This is a genomic window from Rhodanobacter sp. Root627 (genome assembly GCF_001427835.1).
Classification (GTDB): Bacteria; Pseudomonadota; Gammaproteobacteria; order Xanthomonadales; family Rhodanobacteraceae; genus Rhodanobacter; species Rhodanobacter ginsenosidimutans.
The window spans coordinates 800,339-815,527 of sequence record NZ_LMGW01000002.1; the positions used below are offsets into that span (position 1 = coordinate 800,339).

The 15,189-nt window shown below is 63.6% G+C and carries 15 protein-coding genes; 5 read left to right on the forward strand and 10 right to left on the reverse strand.

What is annotated here, in order from left to right; genetic code table 11:
• Positions 1-54: 54 nt before the first annotated feature.
• The 4 genes from ASD68_RS10830 to ASD68_RS10845 all read left to right on the forward strand — a co-directional run bounded on the left by ASD68_RS10830 (position 55) and on the right by ASD68_RS10845 (position 4,824).
• Positions 55-1,425 carry a cbb3-type cytochrome c oxidase subunit I gene (locus tag ASD68_RS10830; RefSeq protein WP_056606591.1) on the forward strand — a complete coding sequence of 457 codons (1,371 nt, stop codon included), beginning with the start codon at positions 55-57 and terminating at the stop codon, positions 1,423-1,425.
• A gap of 10 nt (positions 1,426-1,435) precedes the next feature.
• Positions 1,436-2,239, forward strand: a complete 804-nt coding sequence (locus ASD68_RS10835; RefSeq protein WP_056606594.1) for a CbbQ/NirQ/NorQ/GpvN family protein — start codon at positions 1,436-1,438, stop codon at positions 2,237-2,239.
• A 39-nt stretch (positions 2,240-2,278) separates the two neighbouring features.
• A complete protein-coding gene (locus ASD68_RS10840) occupies positions 2,279-4,321 on the forward strand; it encodes a VWA domain-containing protein (protein ID WP_056606597.1) in 2,043 nt (680 codons plus the stop codon).
• Between the two features lie 131 nt (positions 4,322-4,452).
• Positions 4,453-4,824, forward strand: a complete 372-nt coding sequence (locus ASD68_RS10845; protein ID WP_200945374.1) for a hypothetical protein — start codon at positions 4,453-4,455, stop codon at positions 4,822-4,824.
• Positions 4,825-5,157: 333 nt separating this feature from the next.
• On the opposite strand, the gene ASD68_RS10850 is transcribed toward ASD68_RS10845, so the two are convergent.
• From ASD68_RS10850 to ASD68_RS16645, 10 genes are all read right to left on the reverse strand, one after another.
• Entirely contained in the window at positions 5,158-5,865 is a 708-nt protein-coding gene (locus ASD68_RS10850; protein WP_056606599.1) for an SMI1/KNR4 family protein, read from the reverse strand.
• Positions 5,866-6,419: 554 nt separating this feature from the next.
• Positions 6,420-6,992: a hypothetical protein gene (locus tag ASD68_RS10855; RefSeq protein WP_056606602.1), complete on the reverse strand. Its 573-nt coding sequence runs from the start codon at positions 6,990-6,992 to the stop codon at positions 6,420-6,422.
• 394 nt (positions 6,993-7,386) lie between these two features.
• Positions 7,387-7,860, reverse strand: coding sequence for a hypothetical protein (locus ASD68_RS16640; protein WP_082546039.1), 474 nt, complete (start codon positions 7,858-7,860; stop codon positions 7,387-7,389).
• Positions 7,861-8,231: 371 nt separating this feature from the next.
• On the reverse strand, positions 8,232-8,867 hold the full coding sequence (locus ASD68_RS10865; protein ID WP_056606608.1) for a hypothetical protein: 636 nt from the start codon (positions 8,865-8,867) through the stop codon (positions 8,232-8,234).
• Positions 8,868-8,894: 27 nt separating this feature from the next.
• On the reverse strand, positions 8,895-10,238 hold the full coding sequence (gene hslU / locus ASD68_RS10870) for an ATP-dependent protease ATPase subunit HslU (RefSeq protein WP_056606611.1): 1,344 nt from the start codon (positions 10,236-10,238) through the stop codon (positions 8,895-8,897).
• A 121-nt stretch (positions 10,239-10,359) separates the two neighbouring features.
• Complete coding sequence (hslV, locus tag ASD68_RS10875) at positions 10,360-10,896, reverse strand: ATP-dependent protease subunit HslV (protein WP_056606616.1); 537 nt, start codon at positions 10,894-10,896, stop codon at positions 10,360-10,362.
• 509 nt (positions 10,897-11,405) lie between these two features.
• On the reverse strand, positions 11,406-12,287 hold the full coding sequence (xerC, locus tag ASD68_RS10880) for a tyrosine recombinase XerC (protein WP_056606618.1): 882 nt from the start codon (positions 12,285-12,287) through the stop codon (positions 11,406-11,408).
• A gap of 7 nt (positions 12,288-12,294) precedes the next feature.
• Positions 12,295-12,981: a DUF484 family protein gene (locus ASD68_RS10885; RefSeq protein ID WP_056606621.1), complete on the reverse strand. Its 687-nt coding sequence runs from the start codon at positions 12,979-12,981 to the stop codon at positions 12,295-12,297.
• Between the two features lie 82 nt (positions 12,982-13,063).
• A complete protein-coding gene (dapF, locus tag ASD68_RS10890) occupies positions 13,064-13,912 on the reverse strand; it encodes a diaminopimelate epimerase (protein WP_056606624.1) in 849 nt (282 codons plus the stop codon).
• An 8-nt stretch (positions 13,913-13,920) separates the two neighbouring features.
• Positions 13,921-14,136 (reverse strand): lipoprotein, encoded by a 216-nt coding sequence (locus ASD68_RS16645; RefSeq protein WP_082546040.1) that lies wholly within the window; start codon positions 14,134-14,136, stop codon positions 13,921-13,923.
• A gap of 148 nt (positions 14,137-14,284) precedes the next feature.
• Here ASD68_RS16645 and ASD68_RS10895 point away from each other — a divergent pair, with 148 nt between their 5' ends.
• Positions 14,285-14,968 (forward strand): hypothetical protein, encoded by a 684-nt coding sequence (locus ASD68_RS10895; protein ID WP_056082856.1) that lies wholly within the window; start codon positions 14,285-14,287, stop codon positions 14,966-14,968.
• Positions 14,969-15,189 lie beyond the last annotated feature (221 nt).

The window sequence follows — 15,189 nt, forward strand, 5'->3', positions numbered from 1 at the left end:
CAACAGATGCCATCGCAGTGATGGTTCCGCAAACCGATTCGACGGAGAGGCACCATGCGTTACAAATCCCAGTCAGTGGCCTATTGGTACTTTGCCGTCGCCATGGCGTTGTTCGGCCTGCAACTGGTGTTCGGCCTGCTCTCGGCGGCGAAATATCTCGGCCCCGATCCGCTGCTGTACATCCTGCCCTTTGATGTCACCAAGACCATCCACACCAACCTGCTGATCGTGTGGGTGCTGACCGGCTTCATGGGCGCCACGTACTGGATGGTGCCGGACGAATCGCGCACCGAGTTGTATAGCGTCAAGCTCGCACTGTGGCAGCTGGTGCTGTGGTCGGTGATGGGTCTGGCCACGATCTTTGGTTACCTGTTCCGCTACGGCACCGGCAACAAATTGCTGGAGCAACCGCTGCCGTCGAAGATCGTCATCGTGATCGTGATGCTGATGTTCCTCTACAACATCTTCATGACGATCAAACGCTCCGGTCGCTTCACCACGACCGAAGGCGTGTTGATGGGTGGTCTGGGCCTGGCTGCCCTGCTGTATCTGCCGGCGTTGCTGCATTACCAGAACTACGTCGTATCGATCTTCTTTCGCTGGTGGACGATCCACCTGTGGGTGGAGGGCGTGTGGGAAATGATCCAGGGCGGTTTCCTCGCGTACCTGCTGATCCGTTTGTCCGGTGCCGATCGTGAAGTGATGGAAAAGTGGCTGTACGTGATCGTCGGACTGGTCTTCATCGCCGGCATCATCGGTACCGCACATCATTACTACTGGGTCGGTGTGCCGCATTACTGGTTGCCGATCGGCGGTGTTTTCAGTGCGCTGGAGCCGGTCGCACTGGTCGGCATGGCCGTCTACGCGTACTACGCCATTCGCCGCTCCGGCATGCAGCACCCCAACGTGCTCGCCTTGCACTGGACCGTCGGCAGCGCCGTGTTCACGCTGTTTGGTGCCGGTCTTCTGGGGTTGGCGCACACCTTTCCCAGCGTCAACAAGTGGACGCACGGCACGATGATCACCGCCATGCACGGCCACGCCGCGTTCTACGGCGCGTACGTGATGATCGTGCTGGCGATGATCGTCTACGCATTACCGTCGTTGACGTCCGGGCGGCGCGAGGCGGGGTCGCCGATCGGCTACTGGGCGTTCTGGATGCAATTGGGTGGCATGTTCGGCATGACGCTTTCCTTCGGTACCGCCGGCATCGCGCAGGTGTATCTGGAGCGCATCCTGGGCCTGGGTTACCTCGATACGCAGCTCAAGATCCAGATCCACTTCGTGATGCTGATTGCGACGGCCTCGGTGTTTGTCCTCGGCGTGATCTTGTTCATCTACGACTTCTTCCGTTTCCCGCCAAACTTCGTCGTCAACGACGAGGCCAGGCAGCGCAAGCTCGAACCTGTCGCACCCGATGCCTGACTCCCCCGTCATGACCGATCACGGTGCCGCCGATACCAGCGCGGCACCGTTCTACCTGCCCTCCGGCAACGAAGTAGCGGTGTTCGAGCAGTGCCATGCGCACAAGCTCGCGGTGATGCTGAAAGGGCCAACCGGCTGCGGCAAGACCCGCTTCGTCGAATACATGGCATGGCGCCTCAAGCGGCCGTTGATCACGATCTCCTGTCATGACGATCTCAGCGCCAGCGATCTGGTGGGCCGCTTTCTGATCCGCCATGACGGCACAGCCTGGCAGGACGGCCCACTGACCCGTGCCGTGCGCGAAGGCGCCATCTGCTATCTCGATGAAGTGGTCGAGGCACGCCAGGACACCGTTGTGGTGCTGCATCCGCTGACCGATTACCGACGCATCCTGCCGGTCGACAAGACCGGCGAAACACTCGAAGCGGCGCCCGGTTTTCAGCTGGTGGTGTCGTACAACCCCGGTTATCAACGCATGTTGAAAGACCTGAAGCCCAGCACGCGGCAGCGCTTTGTTGCGCTGGACTTCAACTTTCCGCCACTGGCCACCGAGGTCGCCATTGTCGAACGCGAGGGTTCTGCCGATTACGCCACCGCGCATGCACTGGTGACGCTGGGGCAACGCCTGCGCGGGCTGCAGGATCGCGGCCTGGCCGAAGTGCCCAGCACGCGTTTGCTGATCGCGGCGGCGTGCTTGATTGCCAGTGGCATTCCGGTGCGCGACGCGTGTTACGCCGCCATCGTCTCGCCGTTGTCCGATGAAACCACGCTGGTCGGCGCGATGCACGATCTGGTGGACGCCACCTTCGTCTGATGGTGCGCCCTGCTGGCGGTGGCGTCCGAGGGTTGCCGCATGGCTGAAGCTGAAGATGTCATCATGGATGCCGTACGCCACGCGACGATTTACTCGCGTGCGTTGTGGCGGCGCCACCGGCCGCCCGTGGCGCAGGCGCCACCCCTGGCGCTTGCCGACGTGGCACCCCGACTGGACTTGCTGATTTCCGCACTGTGCGACCGCAGCTTCGCCCTGCGCGTTGCGCAGACACCGTCGCCACCAAGCTTTCTGGCGTTGCTGGTGCATCGTCGGCACGGGCCACGGCACCGCATCGCACTGCCCGCCACGGACGGCCTATCGATCTGGCTGCCGACCCATCTCGGACGCCTTTCGGCGGACACCGCTTCGCTGTATTACCGCGCGCTCGCCTTGCTGCAGGCGACCCGCGCCATGCGCGGCGCGGCCGCCCACGCACCCGACTTGCGCGACCCGCTTTTGCGGGATCTGTACCTGCTGCATGAAGCCGCCGCCGCCGACAGCGAGCTCACGCGTACCCTGCCGGGCGTGGCGGGCACCCTGGCCGTCCTGCGTGCGGACGCGCTGCGTGCACGGCCGCCGCTTGCCGCGTTTCCCGCTCAATTGCAGCCGTTGGAACGCCTGATTCGTGGCGTGCTTGAAGCGTCATTTGCGCCGGGTGAGGAACTATCCCAACTCGGCCTGCCCTGCCCAACGCCGGCCGAATCCCTGCTGCGCGCCAGACAAATCGCGGATCACCTGCGCCGCACGGCCACGCGACAAGACTGGGGCCCGCACCCGTTGCTGAAAGATCTATGGACTGGCGAGCTGCGCGTGCCACTCAAACATGCGGCCAGCGTGGTGCCCACCAACAGCGCCGACCCGTTCGATGCAGATCGAAAGGCAGCGCGCAGCGCGCGCCTGGCTCGCCGACCGGACGTGCGCGAAGCCGATGACGAGGAAGACGACGAGCGCCCCGGTGCATGGATGGTGCAGACCGCGCAGCCACATGAACAGGCGGAAGATCCCGGCGGTCTGCAGCGCCCGACCGACCGCGACGACGCCACCGCGGCCGACGAATATGCCGATGCGCTATCCGAGTTGCCCGAAGCACGCCTGCTGACGCGCCCGGGCCGGCCCAAGGAAGTCTTGCTGTCCGATGATCCACCCGATGGCGCCGCGCGAGTCGAGGCACCGTCGACGTCCACCGCGCAGCACGCGCTGAACTATCCGGAGTGGGATTACCGCATTCGTGCGTATCATTCGCCCGGCGCCGCGGTGCACCCCTTGCCCGCCGCCGTCGGCCCGCAGGCGTGGGTCGACCACACCCTCGATGCCCATCGCGGCATGCTGCAGGAGATTCGTCGCCGCTTCGAAATGCTGCGCGCGCGCCGCGTCCGCATACACAAGCAACTGGACGGCGACGAAGTCGATCTGGAGGCGTATATCGAAGGCCACGCCGACTACCGCGCCGGCCTGCCGTTGCCGCAGCGCCTGTACCAGAGTCAGCGGCGCGTGCAGCGTGACATGGCCATCATGCTGCTCATCGATGTCAGCGGCTCGACCGATGGCTGGATCGTCGGCAACCGCCGCATCATCGACGTCGAGCGCGAGGCGCTGTTGCTGGTGTGCATCGCGCTCGAAGGCCTCGGTCAACCGTATGCCGTGCAGGCGTTTTCCGGCGAGACGGCGCAAGGCGTGATCGTGCGCGAGGTCAAACGGTTCGACGAGCCGTATGGCCCGGCCGTCGCCTTGCGCATCGCGGGGCTGGAGCCGGAAAACTACACCCGCGCCGGCGCCGCCCTGCGCCATGCCAGCAACCGCCTGGTGCAGCAAACCGCGCAGCACCGACTGCTATTGATGCTGTCCGACGGCAAGCCAAACGACATGGATCATTACGAAGGCCGCTACGGTGTCGAAGACCTGCGCCAGGCCGTGACCGAAGCGAAGCTGCAGGGCATCTCGCCGTTCTGCCTGACCATCGACCGCCAGGCCGCCAACTACCTGCCGTACGTGTTTGGCGCCAGCCAGTACGCGCTGCTGCCCAAGCCGGAGCTGCTCCCTACCGTACTTCTCGATTGGTTGCGGCGACTGGTTGGCCACTGATAAATCGCCGCGTCACTGCGCGCGGAGTATGTTCAAACAGCGGGGGGCGCGTTTACGGGCTGGAAAGTACACGACGGCACGACACGACCCGTACAGGCGCGGTGTTTTTTTGTCCATCAAGGGGAGAAAACATGAATATCAGCATTCAGAACATGTTGCTTATCTGCATCACGCTGTTCGCGATCGCGGCAGCCGGTGGCCTGGTCATGGCCGGTATGCGCGCATTGGCGAAGCGCAACCCACCGGCATGGCTGGCGCTGTTGCATGGCCTGTTGGCCGGCGCCGGTTTGACGCTGCTGTTATTGGTCTACTTCGTCAGTGGTTTGCCCGTACTCGCCGCGTGGGCGTTGTTGCTGTTGATCATTGCCGCCGGCGGCGGGGTAGTGATGAACCTCGGCTATCAATGGCAGCAAAAGCCGCTGCCATTGCCGCTGATGTACGGTCACACGCTGATTGCGGTTGTCGGTTTCGCGCTGCTGGTCTGCGCTGCAATCGGCACCTGATACCGCCACAGCCACAAGAAAGTGTGTCAGGGACAATTCCAAACAAGCTCCGGGAAAATTGTCCCTGACACGAATGGCACTTACTTAAGGCCGGCCGACCCCGTTCTATCCCGTTCTCGCTGAGCGTAGCCCGCGCAGCGGGCGGAGTCGAAGCGCTGTCAGGTGGGGGACGCCCTCGCCGCCGGCATGCCCTTCGACTTCGGCCTTCGGCTTACCTCAGGACGAACGGTGCTTAAGTCAGTGTCATTCGTCCCTGACAGCATTTTCCAATCCGAAACTGCGGTAGACCTCACCTCTCGCTGAGGTTCGCCTGGACGCGTCGTCGAGCTGTACCTACTCGGGAACGTAGTACGGGAACGCAATGCCTGGGTTGTACTTTGCATGAGCGGCCGCCGCGACCTTGATGTCGCCATCCATCTCGGCATCTGGCCCATCAACGGAAACGCCACCGTTCTCCATCGTCTCTCTCGCCGTAGCAAAGTAGCTGGTAAGGCTGCGGTATGCCTCTTGTGGACCGCTCTCCGTAAAGTAAAACATCAGCGGGCTTGCCTCGACGGTCGCTGATGCGCATTCAACGAAGTACCACTCCTCCTGAAAGAACATGACGGGGAACCAGGAGCGATCCCAATCAAGCAAGTGCTGTGAACGGAGGGACCGGTACTGCTGCATGGCTTCATCGGCAGGCATCAGCTGGTGGTACCAGACAAACGAATGGACGGTTGAAGTGTCCGGGTGCCCGTTCCTCCACCGCCACAAGGCGCGAAGCTCTCGCGGCAGCTTGCACCCCAGCTCGGCCTCCATCGCATCCAGGGCAGCGTCATCGAGGCCGGGCTTCAGCGCCCCCGCGACCCCGGTGCGCCTGTCGACATGCCAGGCTGCTATGTAATCGAGGTCCCCGCGCATGGCGCTGATGTCCGCGCTCTCAAGCGCAGCGGCTCGCATCTGATCGGTAATCCGGAATGCATCCTGAAACCCATCCCCCCCGGGGCTCGAGCAACCCGCCAACGCCAGCGCCAGAACCGTCAATAACCCGATGCGCATCGTGCAGCCCCATGCTGGAATTGAGCAGCGTGCAGTGTTTGCGCGGCCGCCTGGACGAACAGTGGGCGCCCAGTGTCACTACTCGGGGCGCTGCTCCAAAGTACCAGCAGGCGGCCCGAAAAGATGATGATCAAAGTCGTAAAAGGACAAGAATTGCCCCTCTTCCTGCACACGACCGCGGGCTAGCCGAATTTCAACGTCGATGGCCCCCGCACCTGGCCTGGTACTCCCAAGAACGCCGACGCCGGTCATCGGTACTGACATCCGGGTTGAGCCGTGCCGCGAAGCGGCATCGGCCCGGGCGAATTGCCAGGCCTCAGCCGACCCGTCCGCGGCGGGTAAATGACCAGACCCAAGCAAAGAGCGTGCAGAGGCCAATAATAAATGAACCTGACCCCATATTCACAGGCCAGCCCGAACCAACACAATGCGCCTTGCAAACACAGAGCCGAAACGCGACGCCCACGAAAAACTGCGAAGGGGATGCTCTGCCGCCTAACGCCTGAATTAAGCCAACCCGCGAAGCGGGTTCGGCTTGAATGAATTGTTAGGGCTCACCCGCGATTCCTTTTGTAATGCGCAAGGAACTCCGCGTTGCCCGATGCCACCTCTTGCATGAGCTGCAACATAATCACCGGACCTGGTACTACATGCTCTTCTAGAACCTCTTGACCGTCATAGTCCGGGTTGGTTGGTATCTCCACGTTCACCACCCACCACGTCTCGATCTTTCGAATTAGCTTAACGAGTTCAGGGAACAGTTGTACATGGGTTGACGGCAACTCACCAAACACAAGGCCTTGAAGATTGTGGGCCAATGCATTTCGAGTTGCTTTGACCCGCTCGAAGGATTCGATGTCCGATTGCTCGAGCACATCGTTCTCTTGCAGCCAACTCAAGGAAGCGTAAAGACGGCTTCGGTTCCGAGACAAGACCTCGGCCTGATACTTCGGGTCTATGAGGTCACCCCCTACACCAAATCCGAAACAGTAGAAGTCACGGATGCGGTCGCAGATCGATTGCTTGAGGATCTCGAAGGCGGCGATGTACAGAGAGGCTGAGATCAGTCGCTCGCGCGTGATCTCTGGATCGAGAAGCTCTTCCCATCTGCGCACGTGATCACTCATGTGAGCCCTAACGCTGGAGTTGAGCGGCGGCGAAGCCGTCCGCCTCGAACGAGTTGTTAGGCGTCAACTGCTCCATGGTCAGTCCTTAAGAATAGAACCAAGTGCAGTTATGAGGACTAAGAAGATTAAGCCGAAGATCAGATGGGCCAGAACCACAATACCAGCAGCAAAGCAAAGGGCTCCGATGACCTGTGCCGCCCTTCCGCTGACGCTAAAGTCTGGGACATCGCCTATGTCAGGTCCGAACTGCACCTTTTGAAACACTATCCCGCATACGGCACTGTACATACAGAGCACGAAGAGAATGTAGCGCGCGATGTCCCAAGATTCCATTGGCGCCTAACGCTTGAGTTAAGCGGCGTGCGGCTTTTCGCACGTCCGCTTGGACGAATTGCTATGTTTTGGTGTAGCGTTTAGTGACTTCTTCTTGCGCAAATTTTTGAAAAATTGAAACTTTTTCCCGTGCCGATTTGACCATACCATCTACGAGCTGCTTTTCCTGCTGACTCTTATTTAGAAAGACGAAGCCTTGAACGTCTGTGACAAGATTGAATGCAACAAGGCGGACTTCATCGGTTGAGATAATTTGTACGTTATTAAAAGCACGCAAATAATTTTTATATGAATCTGAGTCTGGGGTACAACTGCTGAATAAGTGGCTCTGAATAAGATCTTGGGATTGAACTAGTAGCTCAACATATTTCGACTTTTTTTCTTCTTGTAGCTTGTAAAACTGCTCTCTGGCTTCTTTTTGTTCATCGTGGGATTGCTTTTTTTTGAGAACGAGGTACCCGGATACCGCTGATATCATGGCTCCAAGCCCTATTTTTACAGCAGTATCGACGACGCTAATCCAAGATGAATCCATTCGGCTCTCCTGAATTCGGTGAGAAACATAACGCTATGTAGATTTCAAAGTGCAGTCTAATCCTGCAGCCTATTTCGGCAACCCATCCCCACGCGCCCTGTTCCTTTCGCGGCAAAGCTAGTGAATCCCCGGCCTGCCGAAAGGCAATCTACCCCAATAGTCACCTTCGAGCCGTCTCGTCGAAGGAATACGCGACGATGCCCATCGGTGTTTCACGAAAGGCCCGGCGCGGCAAGATGCCAGCGTCCAAGCACTCCTCGCAGGAGCGTGCACAACAAAGCACCCGGAGGCGGCGTAGACCCCAAGGGTATCGACATCTTTTGATACACCCGCCATCGGCCTGTCGGGAATGCCGGTCCTGCAACTACCGACTACTGCCGCGTCGGCAGCTCCGACACGCCGCTGTCCCCTTCCAGCAAAGCCGGCGCCGGCCCCGCCACAGCCAGCAGCGACATCGCATAACCATCCTCGATGCTGATGGTCGAGACCTCATCCCACGCGAAGAACGAGGCCTCGCGCATCCACTCGGCGTCGGGGCTGACTTCCTGCATGGTGAAGCCGTCTTCCTCGACGGCGACGAGGCGGCCGATGTAGCAGACTTCGGCTTCGTCTTCGCTGTCGACGTGGACGCCGATGACCGGCGACTGGGCGCCGGCGGCCTGGACGACGTCGCGGATGTTGTCGAGCGGGAAGCCGCGCGGGGGGCGCGGCAGGATGTGTTTCAGCGCCAGGGCTTTCTCGAAGAAGGCGTGGTGCTTGTCGGGGGCTTCCAGCTCGGAGATGTCGCGGTGCCGCATGATGTACATGCCGTCGTAGGTGATGCCGTCGCCGACCACCCACAGCAGGAAGAACTCGCGGCCGACGCCGCCCACGTAACCGCAGAAGCTGCCGTGCTCCAGCTCCTCGCGCCATAGCCGCACGAGGGTTTGCTTTTCTTGCGCTTCGCGCAGCTGGGCGCGCTGGCCGGTGCTCTTGAGTTCAATGATGTTGCTGTTCATGACGGTCATTTTAACAGAGCGGGCCCTTGGGCTTGTTTAAAGGATGTAGCGGCTGAGATCCTCGTCCTGGGCGAGACTTTCGAGGCTTTTGTCTACGTGTTCGGCGTCGATACGGTAGTTTTCACCGGACTTGTCCGCGGCCTCGTAGGAGATTTTCTCCAGCAGCCGCTCCATCACGGTGTGCAGGCGGCGGGCGCCGATGTTCTCGGTGCGCTCGTTGACCTGGAACGCCACCTCGGCCAGCCGGTCGATGCCGGAGTCGGTGAATTCCAGCCCCACGCCTTCGGTGCCCAGCAGCGCCACGTATTGCTTGGTGAGCGCGTTGTGCGGCTCGCGCAGGATGCGCTTGAAGTCGTCCACGCTGAGCGCGTTCAGTTCCACCCGGATCGGCAGGCGGCCCTGCAGCTCGGGGATCAGGTCCGATGGCTTGGCCAGCGAGAACGCGCCGGAGGCGATGAACAGCATGTGGTCGGTCTTGATCGGGCCGTACTTGGTGGACACGGTGGAGCCTTCGACCAGCGGCAGCAGGTCGCGCTGCACGCCTTCGCGACTGACGCCGGCATGACCGTGGTCACCGCGCTGGGCCACCTTGTCGATCTCGTCGATGAAGACGATGCCGTTCTGCTCGGCCGCCTCCATCGCCTGCGCGCGCAGCTCCTCGTCGTTGAGCAGCTTGCCGGCCTCTTCGTCGATCAGCAGCGGGCGCGCCGCCTTGATGGCGAGTTTGCGGCTCTGGGTCTTGGCGCCGCCCAGGTTCTGGAACATCTGGCGCAGTTGCGAGCCCATCTCTTCCATGCCCGGCGGCGACATGATTTCCACGCCCACGTTCATGGCGAAATCCAGCTCGATCTCGCGCTCGTCCAGCGCGCCTTCGCGCAACTGCTTGCGCAGTTTCTGGCGGGTGTCGCTGTCGATGGCGGGCGCGGCGGCGGCGTCATGACTCCAGTCGGTGGGCTGGGCCTGGCGGCGCGGCAGCAGCGCGTCGAGGATGCGGTCCTCAGCGCGATCCTCGGCCTGCGTGCGCACGCGTTTGACCGCCTGCTCGCGGGTGAGCTTGTAGGCCACGTCGGCCAGGTCGCGGATGATCGATTCCACATCCTTGCCCACGTAGCCGACCTCGGTGAACTTGGTGGCCTCCACTTTCACGAACGGCGCGTTGGCCAGCGTGGCCAGGCGCCGCGCGATCTCGGTCTTGCCCACGCCGGTGGGGCCGATCATCAGGATGTTTTTCGGCGTGACCTCGTTGCGCATGTCCGGCTCGAGCTGCATGCGCCGCCAGCGGCTGCGCAGCGCGATCGCCACGGCGCGCTTGGCGTCCTGCTGGCCGATGATGTAGCGGTCGAGTTCGTTGACGATTTCGCGGGGGGTCAATTCGGACATGAGGTCACCGGGAAGAGGGGTTTTCGGCCGTCATCCCGGCGAAAGCCGGGATCCAGTGTCGTTGCCGTGAAGGCGCTGGATTCCGGCTTCCGCCGGAATGACGGTGTGGGATCGAGGCGGCTTACAGTTCTTCGATCGACACGTTGTGATTGGTATAGATGCAGATGTCGCCGGCAATCTTCAACGCCTTCTCGACGATGGTGCGGGCATCGAGTTCGGTGTTTTCCAGCAGGGCCATGGCGGCTGATTGGGCGAACGGGCCGCCGGAGCCGATGGCGATGAGGCCGTGTTCGGGTTCCACCACGTCGCCGTTGCCGGAGATCAGCAGGGAGGTCTCCTTGTCGGCCACCGCCAGCATCGCCTCGAGCTTGCCGAAGCGGCGATCGGTGCGCCATTCCTTGGCCATTTCCACGGCGGCGCGGGTGAGGTTGTTGTTGTGCTTCTCGAGTTTTTGCTCGAACAGTTCGAACAACGTGAACGCGTCGGCAGTGGCGCCGGCGAAGCCAGCTACCACGTCGCCAGTCTTGCCGAGGCGGCGCACCTTGCGCGCGTTGCCCTTCATCACCGTATTGCCCAGTGTGACCTGGCCGTCGCTGCCGATGACGACGCGCCCTCCGCGGCGAACGCAGACGATGGTGGTGGCGTGGAACGATTCCATGGGGGGCTCCGCAACTCATTGGGTTGGCTCGATGAGATGGGGACTTGGGGGGGTGGGGTTCAATGTTGGAGGGGCGTTCTGGCCCCTGTTTGCAGGAGCGGCTTTGTTGGAAGTTCCCCCCGCGGTGTGAACCGCTTCGTCGAGAAGTTCCCCGCGGCATGCGCCCCCTCTCCCCTGCCCTCTCCCCGCAGGGGAGAGGGTATTACGGTGTCTTTGTGTCGCTGAGGTTTGGCAGGAGGCTTGTCCTGGCGTCATCGACAAACGGGGAAGTTCGAAGGCGCCGTGATCTCCTCTCCCCATTGGGGAGAGGAGACAGGAGAGGGGCGGTGCTTGCGGGGGAGTGAAAAGGAAGAGGCTTTATGGCGGCGTGGGCGGCTTCGTTGGAAACCTCCCCACGGCGTGTCCCCCTCTCCCTGCCCTCTCCCCGCAGGGGAGAGGGGATTACGGTTTTTTTGTGGTGCTGAGGCACCGCCGTTTGCGACTTGCCCTTTGCTCTTGGCGCGGCGCTGTTACGGCTTCCGCTTCGCCCTCGGATGCGCGGCGTCGTACACCTTCGCCAGATGCTGGAAATCCAGGTGCGTGTAGATCTGGGTGGTGGCGATGTCGGCGTGGCCGAGCAGTTCCTGCACGGCACGGAGGTCGCCGGAGGATTCCAGCATGTGGCTGGCGAAGGTGTGGCGCAGCAGGTGGGGATGGACGTGTTTGGGCAGGTCCATCGCCAGTTTGTTCATGCGCAGCTGCACGGTGCGGGGGTTGATGGGGGCGCCGCCGCGGCCGCGGAAGATGGCGCTGTCCGGCTGCATGCCTTCGGCGGCGCCCAGCGCACGCAGCGCGGTGATGGCCGGGCGGCCGACGGGCACTACGCGGGTCTTGCTGCCCTTGCCCAGCACGCGCACTTCGCCGCCGTCGAGGTCCAGGTCGATCCAGCGCAGGTTGACCAGTTCGGACAGACGCAGGCCGCTGGAATAGAACAGCTCCAGCATGGCGCGGTCGCGCACGGCCAGCTTGCCGCCGCTGTCGGTTTCCACCAGCGCGCCGGCTTCGTCCACGTCCAGCACTTGCGGCAGTTTGCGGCGCACCTTGGGGCCGCGCACGCCGGCCAGCGGGTCGTGCGCCAGCGCGCCTTCGCGGATCAACTGGCGAAACAGGCTGCGGCAGGAGGACAGCAGCCGCTGCAGGCTTTTCGCAGCGAGGCCCGCGCGGTGTTCGGTGGCAATGAACGCGCGCATGCGGTTGGGATCAAGCGCGTCGAACGTGGCCACGCCCTGCGCCTCCATGAAGCGCAACAGCTTGGCCAGGTCACGGCGGTAGGCGTCGACCGTGTGCGCGGACGCCTGGCGCTCGCTGGCCAGGCGTTGCAGCCACGCATCGACCTGGCTGGCGGGGCTCATTGCCGGCTCAGGCAACGTCCCGTGCGCGCGCCAGGGCGGCGGTGACGGTGGCGGCGATCATCTTCAGGAACAGCGTGCCCATGCCGGGCTGGAAGCGGTCCGGGTCCTTGCTGCCGATGGCCAGCATGCCGGTGTGGTCCAGCCGCATCACGGCGGCGGAATGCACGTGATCGGCGTCATCGCCGAACAGCCGCTCCAGTTTCTGCGGCGACAGGCGGCCGGAAACGGGCTCGTGCTGTTGCAGGAAATCGGCGAACTCCGGCAGCTCGGCGGCGCCGCCGGGAATCTGCTGCAACCACGCCGCACGCGGCAGTTCCGGCTGGTTGCCGAACAGCAGCAGGCGCACCTGGTCGGTGTGGAAATCGGCACTGAGCTTGGCCACCACGCTGCGCGCGGTGACTTCCACCGTGTTGGCGCGCAGCAGCGCCACGGTGAGCGCATGCACGCGCTCCATCAGCTTTTCATTGTCGGCGGCGATGGCGATAAGGTCGGCCAGTCGCCGCTCCAGCTCCGCGTTCTTGTCGCGCAGGCTCTGCAACTGATACATCGCCAGCGACGCCACCGCGCCTTTTTCGTGCGGCATGGTGAGTTGCGCGGCCAGCTCGGGGTAGTCGCTGAGGAACTGCGGGTGGCTTTTCAGGTAGGCAGCGACCACGCGGCCCTGGGTGGCGTCGTCGAGCAGCGTTTCGGTCATGCGCGGTGATCCTCGGGGCTACGGGTGACGGCAGAAACGATCCGCCAGCGAACGGCCAGTGTGCGATGGACGCCGCCGCGCTTCAATGGATGGCGTCGACGGCCAGCCATTCGCCTTCGAACACGAACGCGGCCGGGCCGGTCATCCACAGGGGCTGGCCGGGGCCGGCCCAGTCGATCTGCAGCGCGCCGCCGGGCAGTTCCACCGTCACCGACTCGTCGACCTCGCCGCGCGCACGCAGCACGGCCATGGCCGCGCAGGCGCCGGTGCCGCAGGCCAGCGTCCAGCCGGCGCCGCGCTCGTGCACGCGCAGGCGCAGGTGGCCGCGATCGACCGATTGCACGAAACCGGCGTTGACGCCTTCGGCAAAGCGCGGATGGACGGACAACGTCGGGCCGACGCGCTCCAGCGCGGGCGCGTGCAGGTCGTGCACCGGAATCACGGCGTGCGGGTTGCCCATCGACACCGCGCCGATGCGCAGCGCCTCGCCATCGGCATCGATGACGTAGTCGGCGGCGACGCCATCGGCCTGGAACGGCAACCGCGCCGGATCGAACTGCGGCTCGCCCATGTCCACGGTGACGCGGTGCGGATCGAGCACGCGGATGGTGACCGCGCCGGAGGGACTTTCAATGCGCACATCCTCGCCCAGCGCCAGCGCGCCGGCGCGATGCAGCCATGCCGCCACGCAGCGCACGCCGTTGCCGCACTGGCCCGAGGGCGTGCCGTCGGCGTTCCAGATGCCGTAATAGAACGCGCACGAGGGGTCACGCGCCGGCTCCACGCTGAGCAACTGGTCGAAGCCCACACCGGTGTGGCGGTCGGCCAGCGCGCGGATCTGCGCCACGTCCAGCGCGAACGGCTGCTGGCGGCAATCCAGCACCACGAAGTCATTGCCGATGCCGTGCATCTTGGAAAACGCCAGGGACATGACTGTGCTCAAAGCTCGGTGGCGGGAAGCGTAGCCGTGCCCGCTGGCGTAGATGGCATGGCAGCCCCAGCCGGCGCGGGCGCGGGCAGTGCACTGCTCGCCGGCGCGGGCGCCGGTGCGCTGGCCGGCTTGGCCGGCGGCATCACCAGCGGACCCTTCAGGCCGCAGCCGGCAAGCGCGGCGACGGCGAGGCAGACGGGTAGCAGCAGGAGGGATTGGCGCATGTCGGTATCCGGAGGGCGGTGGAGGCGCCACGGCGCCAGACTCGCCGCAGTATAGCGAGCCGCCCGCGGCACCTGCCCGCTGCCTTCATCCCGCTGCCGTTATCATGCGCGACTGCATTCGCGCATCGCGCGCGACGAGGAAACCACGATGGAATGGAGCACATGGCTGCGCCTGCCGACAACCGTGCTGCTGGTGCTGGCGGCGCTTTTTGCGCTGGCCACGCTGGTGCAACTGGTTATGGTGCGCCAGCGATTGCACGGCGGCCAGCCGTTTGCAGCCAGCGGGCGAGCGCTGCTGTGCCTGCTGTTTTTCGCGCTGACCGTGGTGCTCGGCGGCATGGGTTACGCGCTGCGCGGCTACCGGCTGCTGGCGCAGGAAAGCCCGGTGGTGGATATCGACGCGCGCATCCTGTCGCCGCAGCGCTGGGCGCTCACCTTGAGCTGGCCCGACGGCAGCACGCGGCAGGTGCAATTGGCCGGGGACGACTGGCGGGTGGAGGCGGTGGTGCTGAAGTGGAAACTGCCGGCGCTGCTGAGCGGTCTGCCGCCGCTGTACCGGCTCGATCGCCTGTCCGGCCGCTACGACGACCCGGAGCAGGAAGCCACCGCACCGCGCACGGTGATCAGCTTTCGTTCGACCGACGGCTTCGACCTGCTGAACCTCAAGCGCAGCTATCCGCAATGGCTACCCGAGGTGGATACCGTCTTTGGCAGCGGCGCGTATCTGCCGCTGGTGGATGAGGGGCATTACAGCGTCAGCTTGATGCGCACCGGCGCGCTGGTGGCACGGCCGGATGAGGCGACTGCGGCGCGTATCGCCAGCCCGTTGTAACGGCGCTGTTGCTCCCCCGCTGCGCAGGGGAGCTGCCCGGAGGGCTGAGGGGGCTTTTCGTTCCTGCGGGAAAGCCCGGATCAAGAGCGCCCTCTTCCGCCCTTCGGGCACCTTCTCCCGCGTGCGGGAGAAGGGAAAGTGCGCCCCATCCGCCCTGTCGGGCACCTTCCCCCGCGAGCGGGGGAAGGAACATTTCGCGCGGCAACCAACGCTTGCTCCCC

Excerpts from the sequence above, each read along its gene's own strand:
- ASD68_RS10830 (WP_056606591.1), top strand. The coding sequence starts at position 55 with ATGCGTTACAAATCCCAGTCAGTGGCCTATTGGTACTTTGCCGTCGCC.
- ASD68_RS10835 (WP_056606594.1), top strand. The coding sequence starts at position 1,436 with ATGACCGATCACGGTGCCGCCGATACCAGCGCGGCACCGTTCTACCTG.
- ASD68_RS10840 (WP_056606597.1), top strand. The coding sequence starts at position 2,279 with ATGGCTGAAGCTGAAGATGTCATCATGGATGCCGTACGCCACGCGACG.
- ASD68_RS10845 (WP_200945374.1), top strand. The coding sequence starts at position 4,453 with ATGAATATCAGCATTCAGAACATGTTGCTTATCTGCATCACGCTGTTC.
- ASD68_RS10850 (WP_056606599.1), bottom strand. The coding sequence starts at position 5,865 with ATGCGCATCGGGTTATTGACGGTTCTGGCGCTGGCGTTGGCGGGTTGC.
- ASD68_RS10855 (WP_056606602.1), bottom strand. The coding sequence starts at position 6,992 with ATGAGTGATCACGTGCGCAGATGGGAAGAGCTTCTCGATCCAGAGATC.
- ASD68_RS16640 (WP_082546039.1), bottom strand. The coding sequence starts at position 7,860 with ATGGATTCATCTTGGATTAGCGTCGTCGATACTGCTGTAAAAATAGGG.
- ASD68_RS10865 (WP_056606608.1), bottom strand. The coding sequence starts at position 8,867 with ATGACCGTCATGAACAGCAACATCATTGAACTCAAGAGCACCGGCCAG.
- hslU (WP_056606611.1), bottom strand. The coding sequence starts at position 10,238 with ATGTCCGAATTGACCCCCCGCGAAATCGTCAACGAACTCGACCGCTAC.
- hslV (WP_056606616.1), bottom strand. The coding sequence starts at position 10,896 with ATGGAATCGTTCCACGCCACCACCATCGTCTGCGTTCGCCGCGGAGGG.
- xerC (WP_056606618.1), bottom strand. The coding sequence starts at position 12,287 with ATGAGCCCCGCCAGCCAGGTCGATGCGTGGCTGCAACGCCTGGCCAGC.
- ASD68_RS10885 (WP_056606621.1), bottom strand. The coding sequence starts at position 12,981 with ATGACCGAAACGCTGCTCGACGACGCCACCCAGGGCCGCGTGGTCGCT.
- dapF (WP_056606624.1), bottom strand. The coding sequence starts at position 13,912 with ATGTCCCTGGCGTTTTCCAAGATGCACGGCATCGGCAATGACTTCGTG.
- ASD68_RS16645 (WP_082546040.1), bottom strand. The coding sequence starts at position 14,136 with ATGCGCCAATCCCTCCTGCTGCTACCCGTCTGCCTCGCCGTCGCCGCG.
- ASD68_RS10895 (WP_056082856.1), top strand. The coding sequence starts at position 14,285 with ATGGAATGGAGCACATGGCTGCGCCTGCCGACAACCGTGCTGCTGGTG.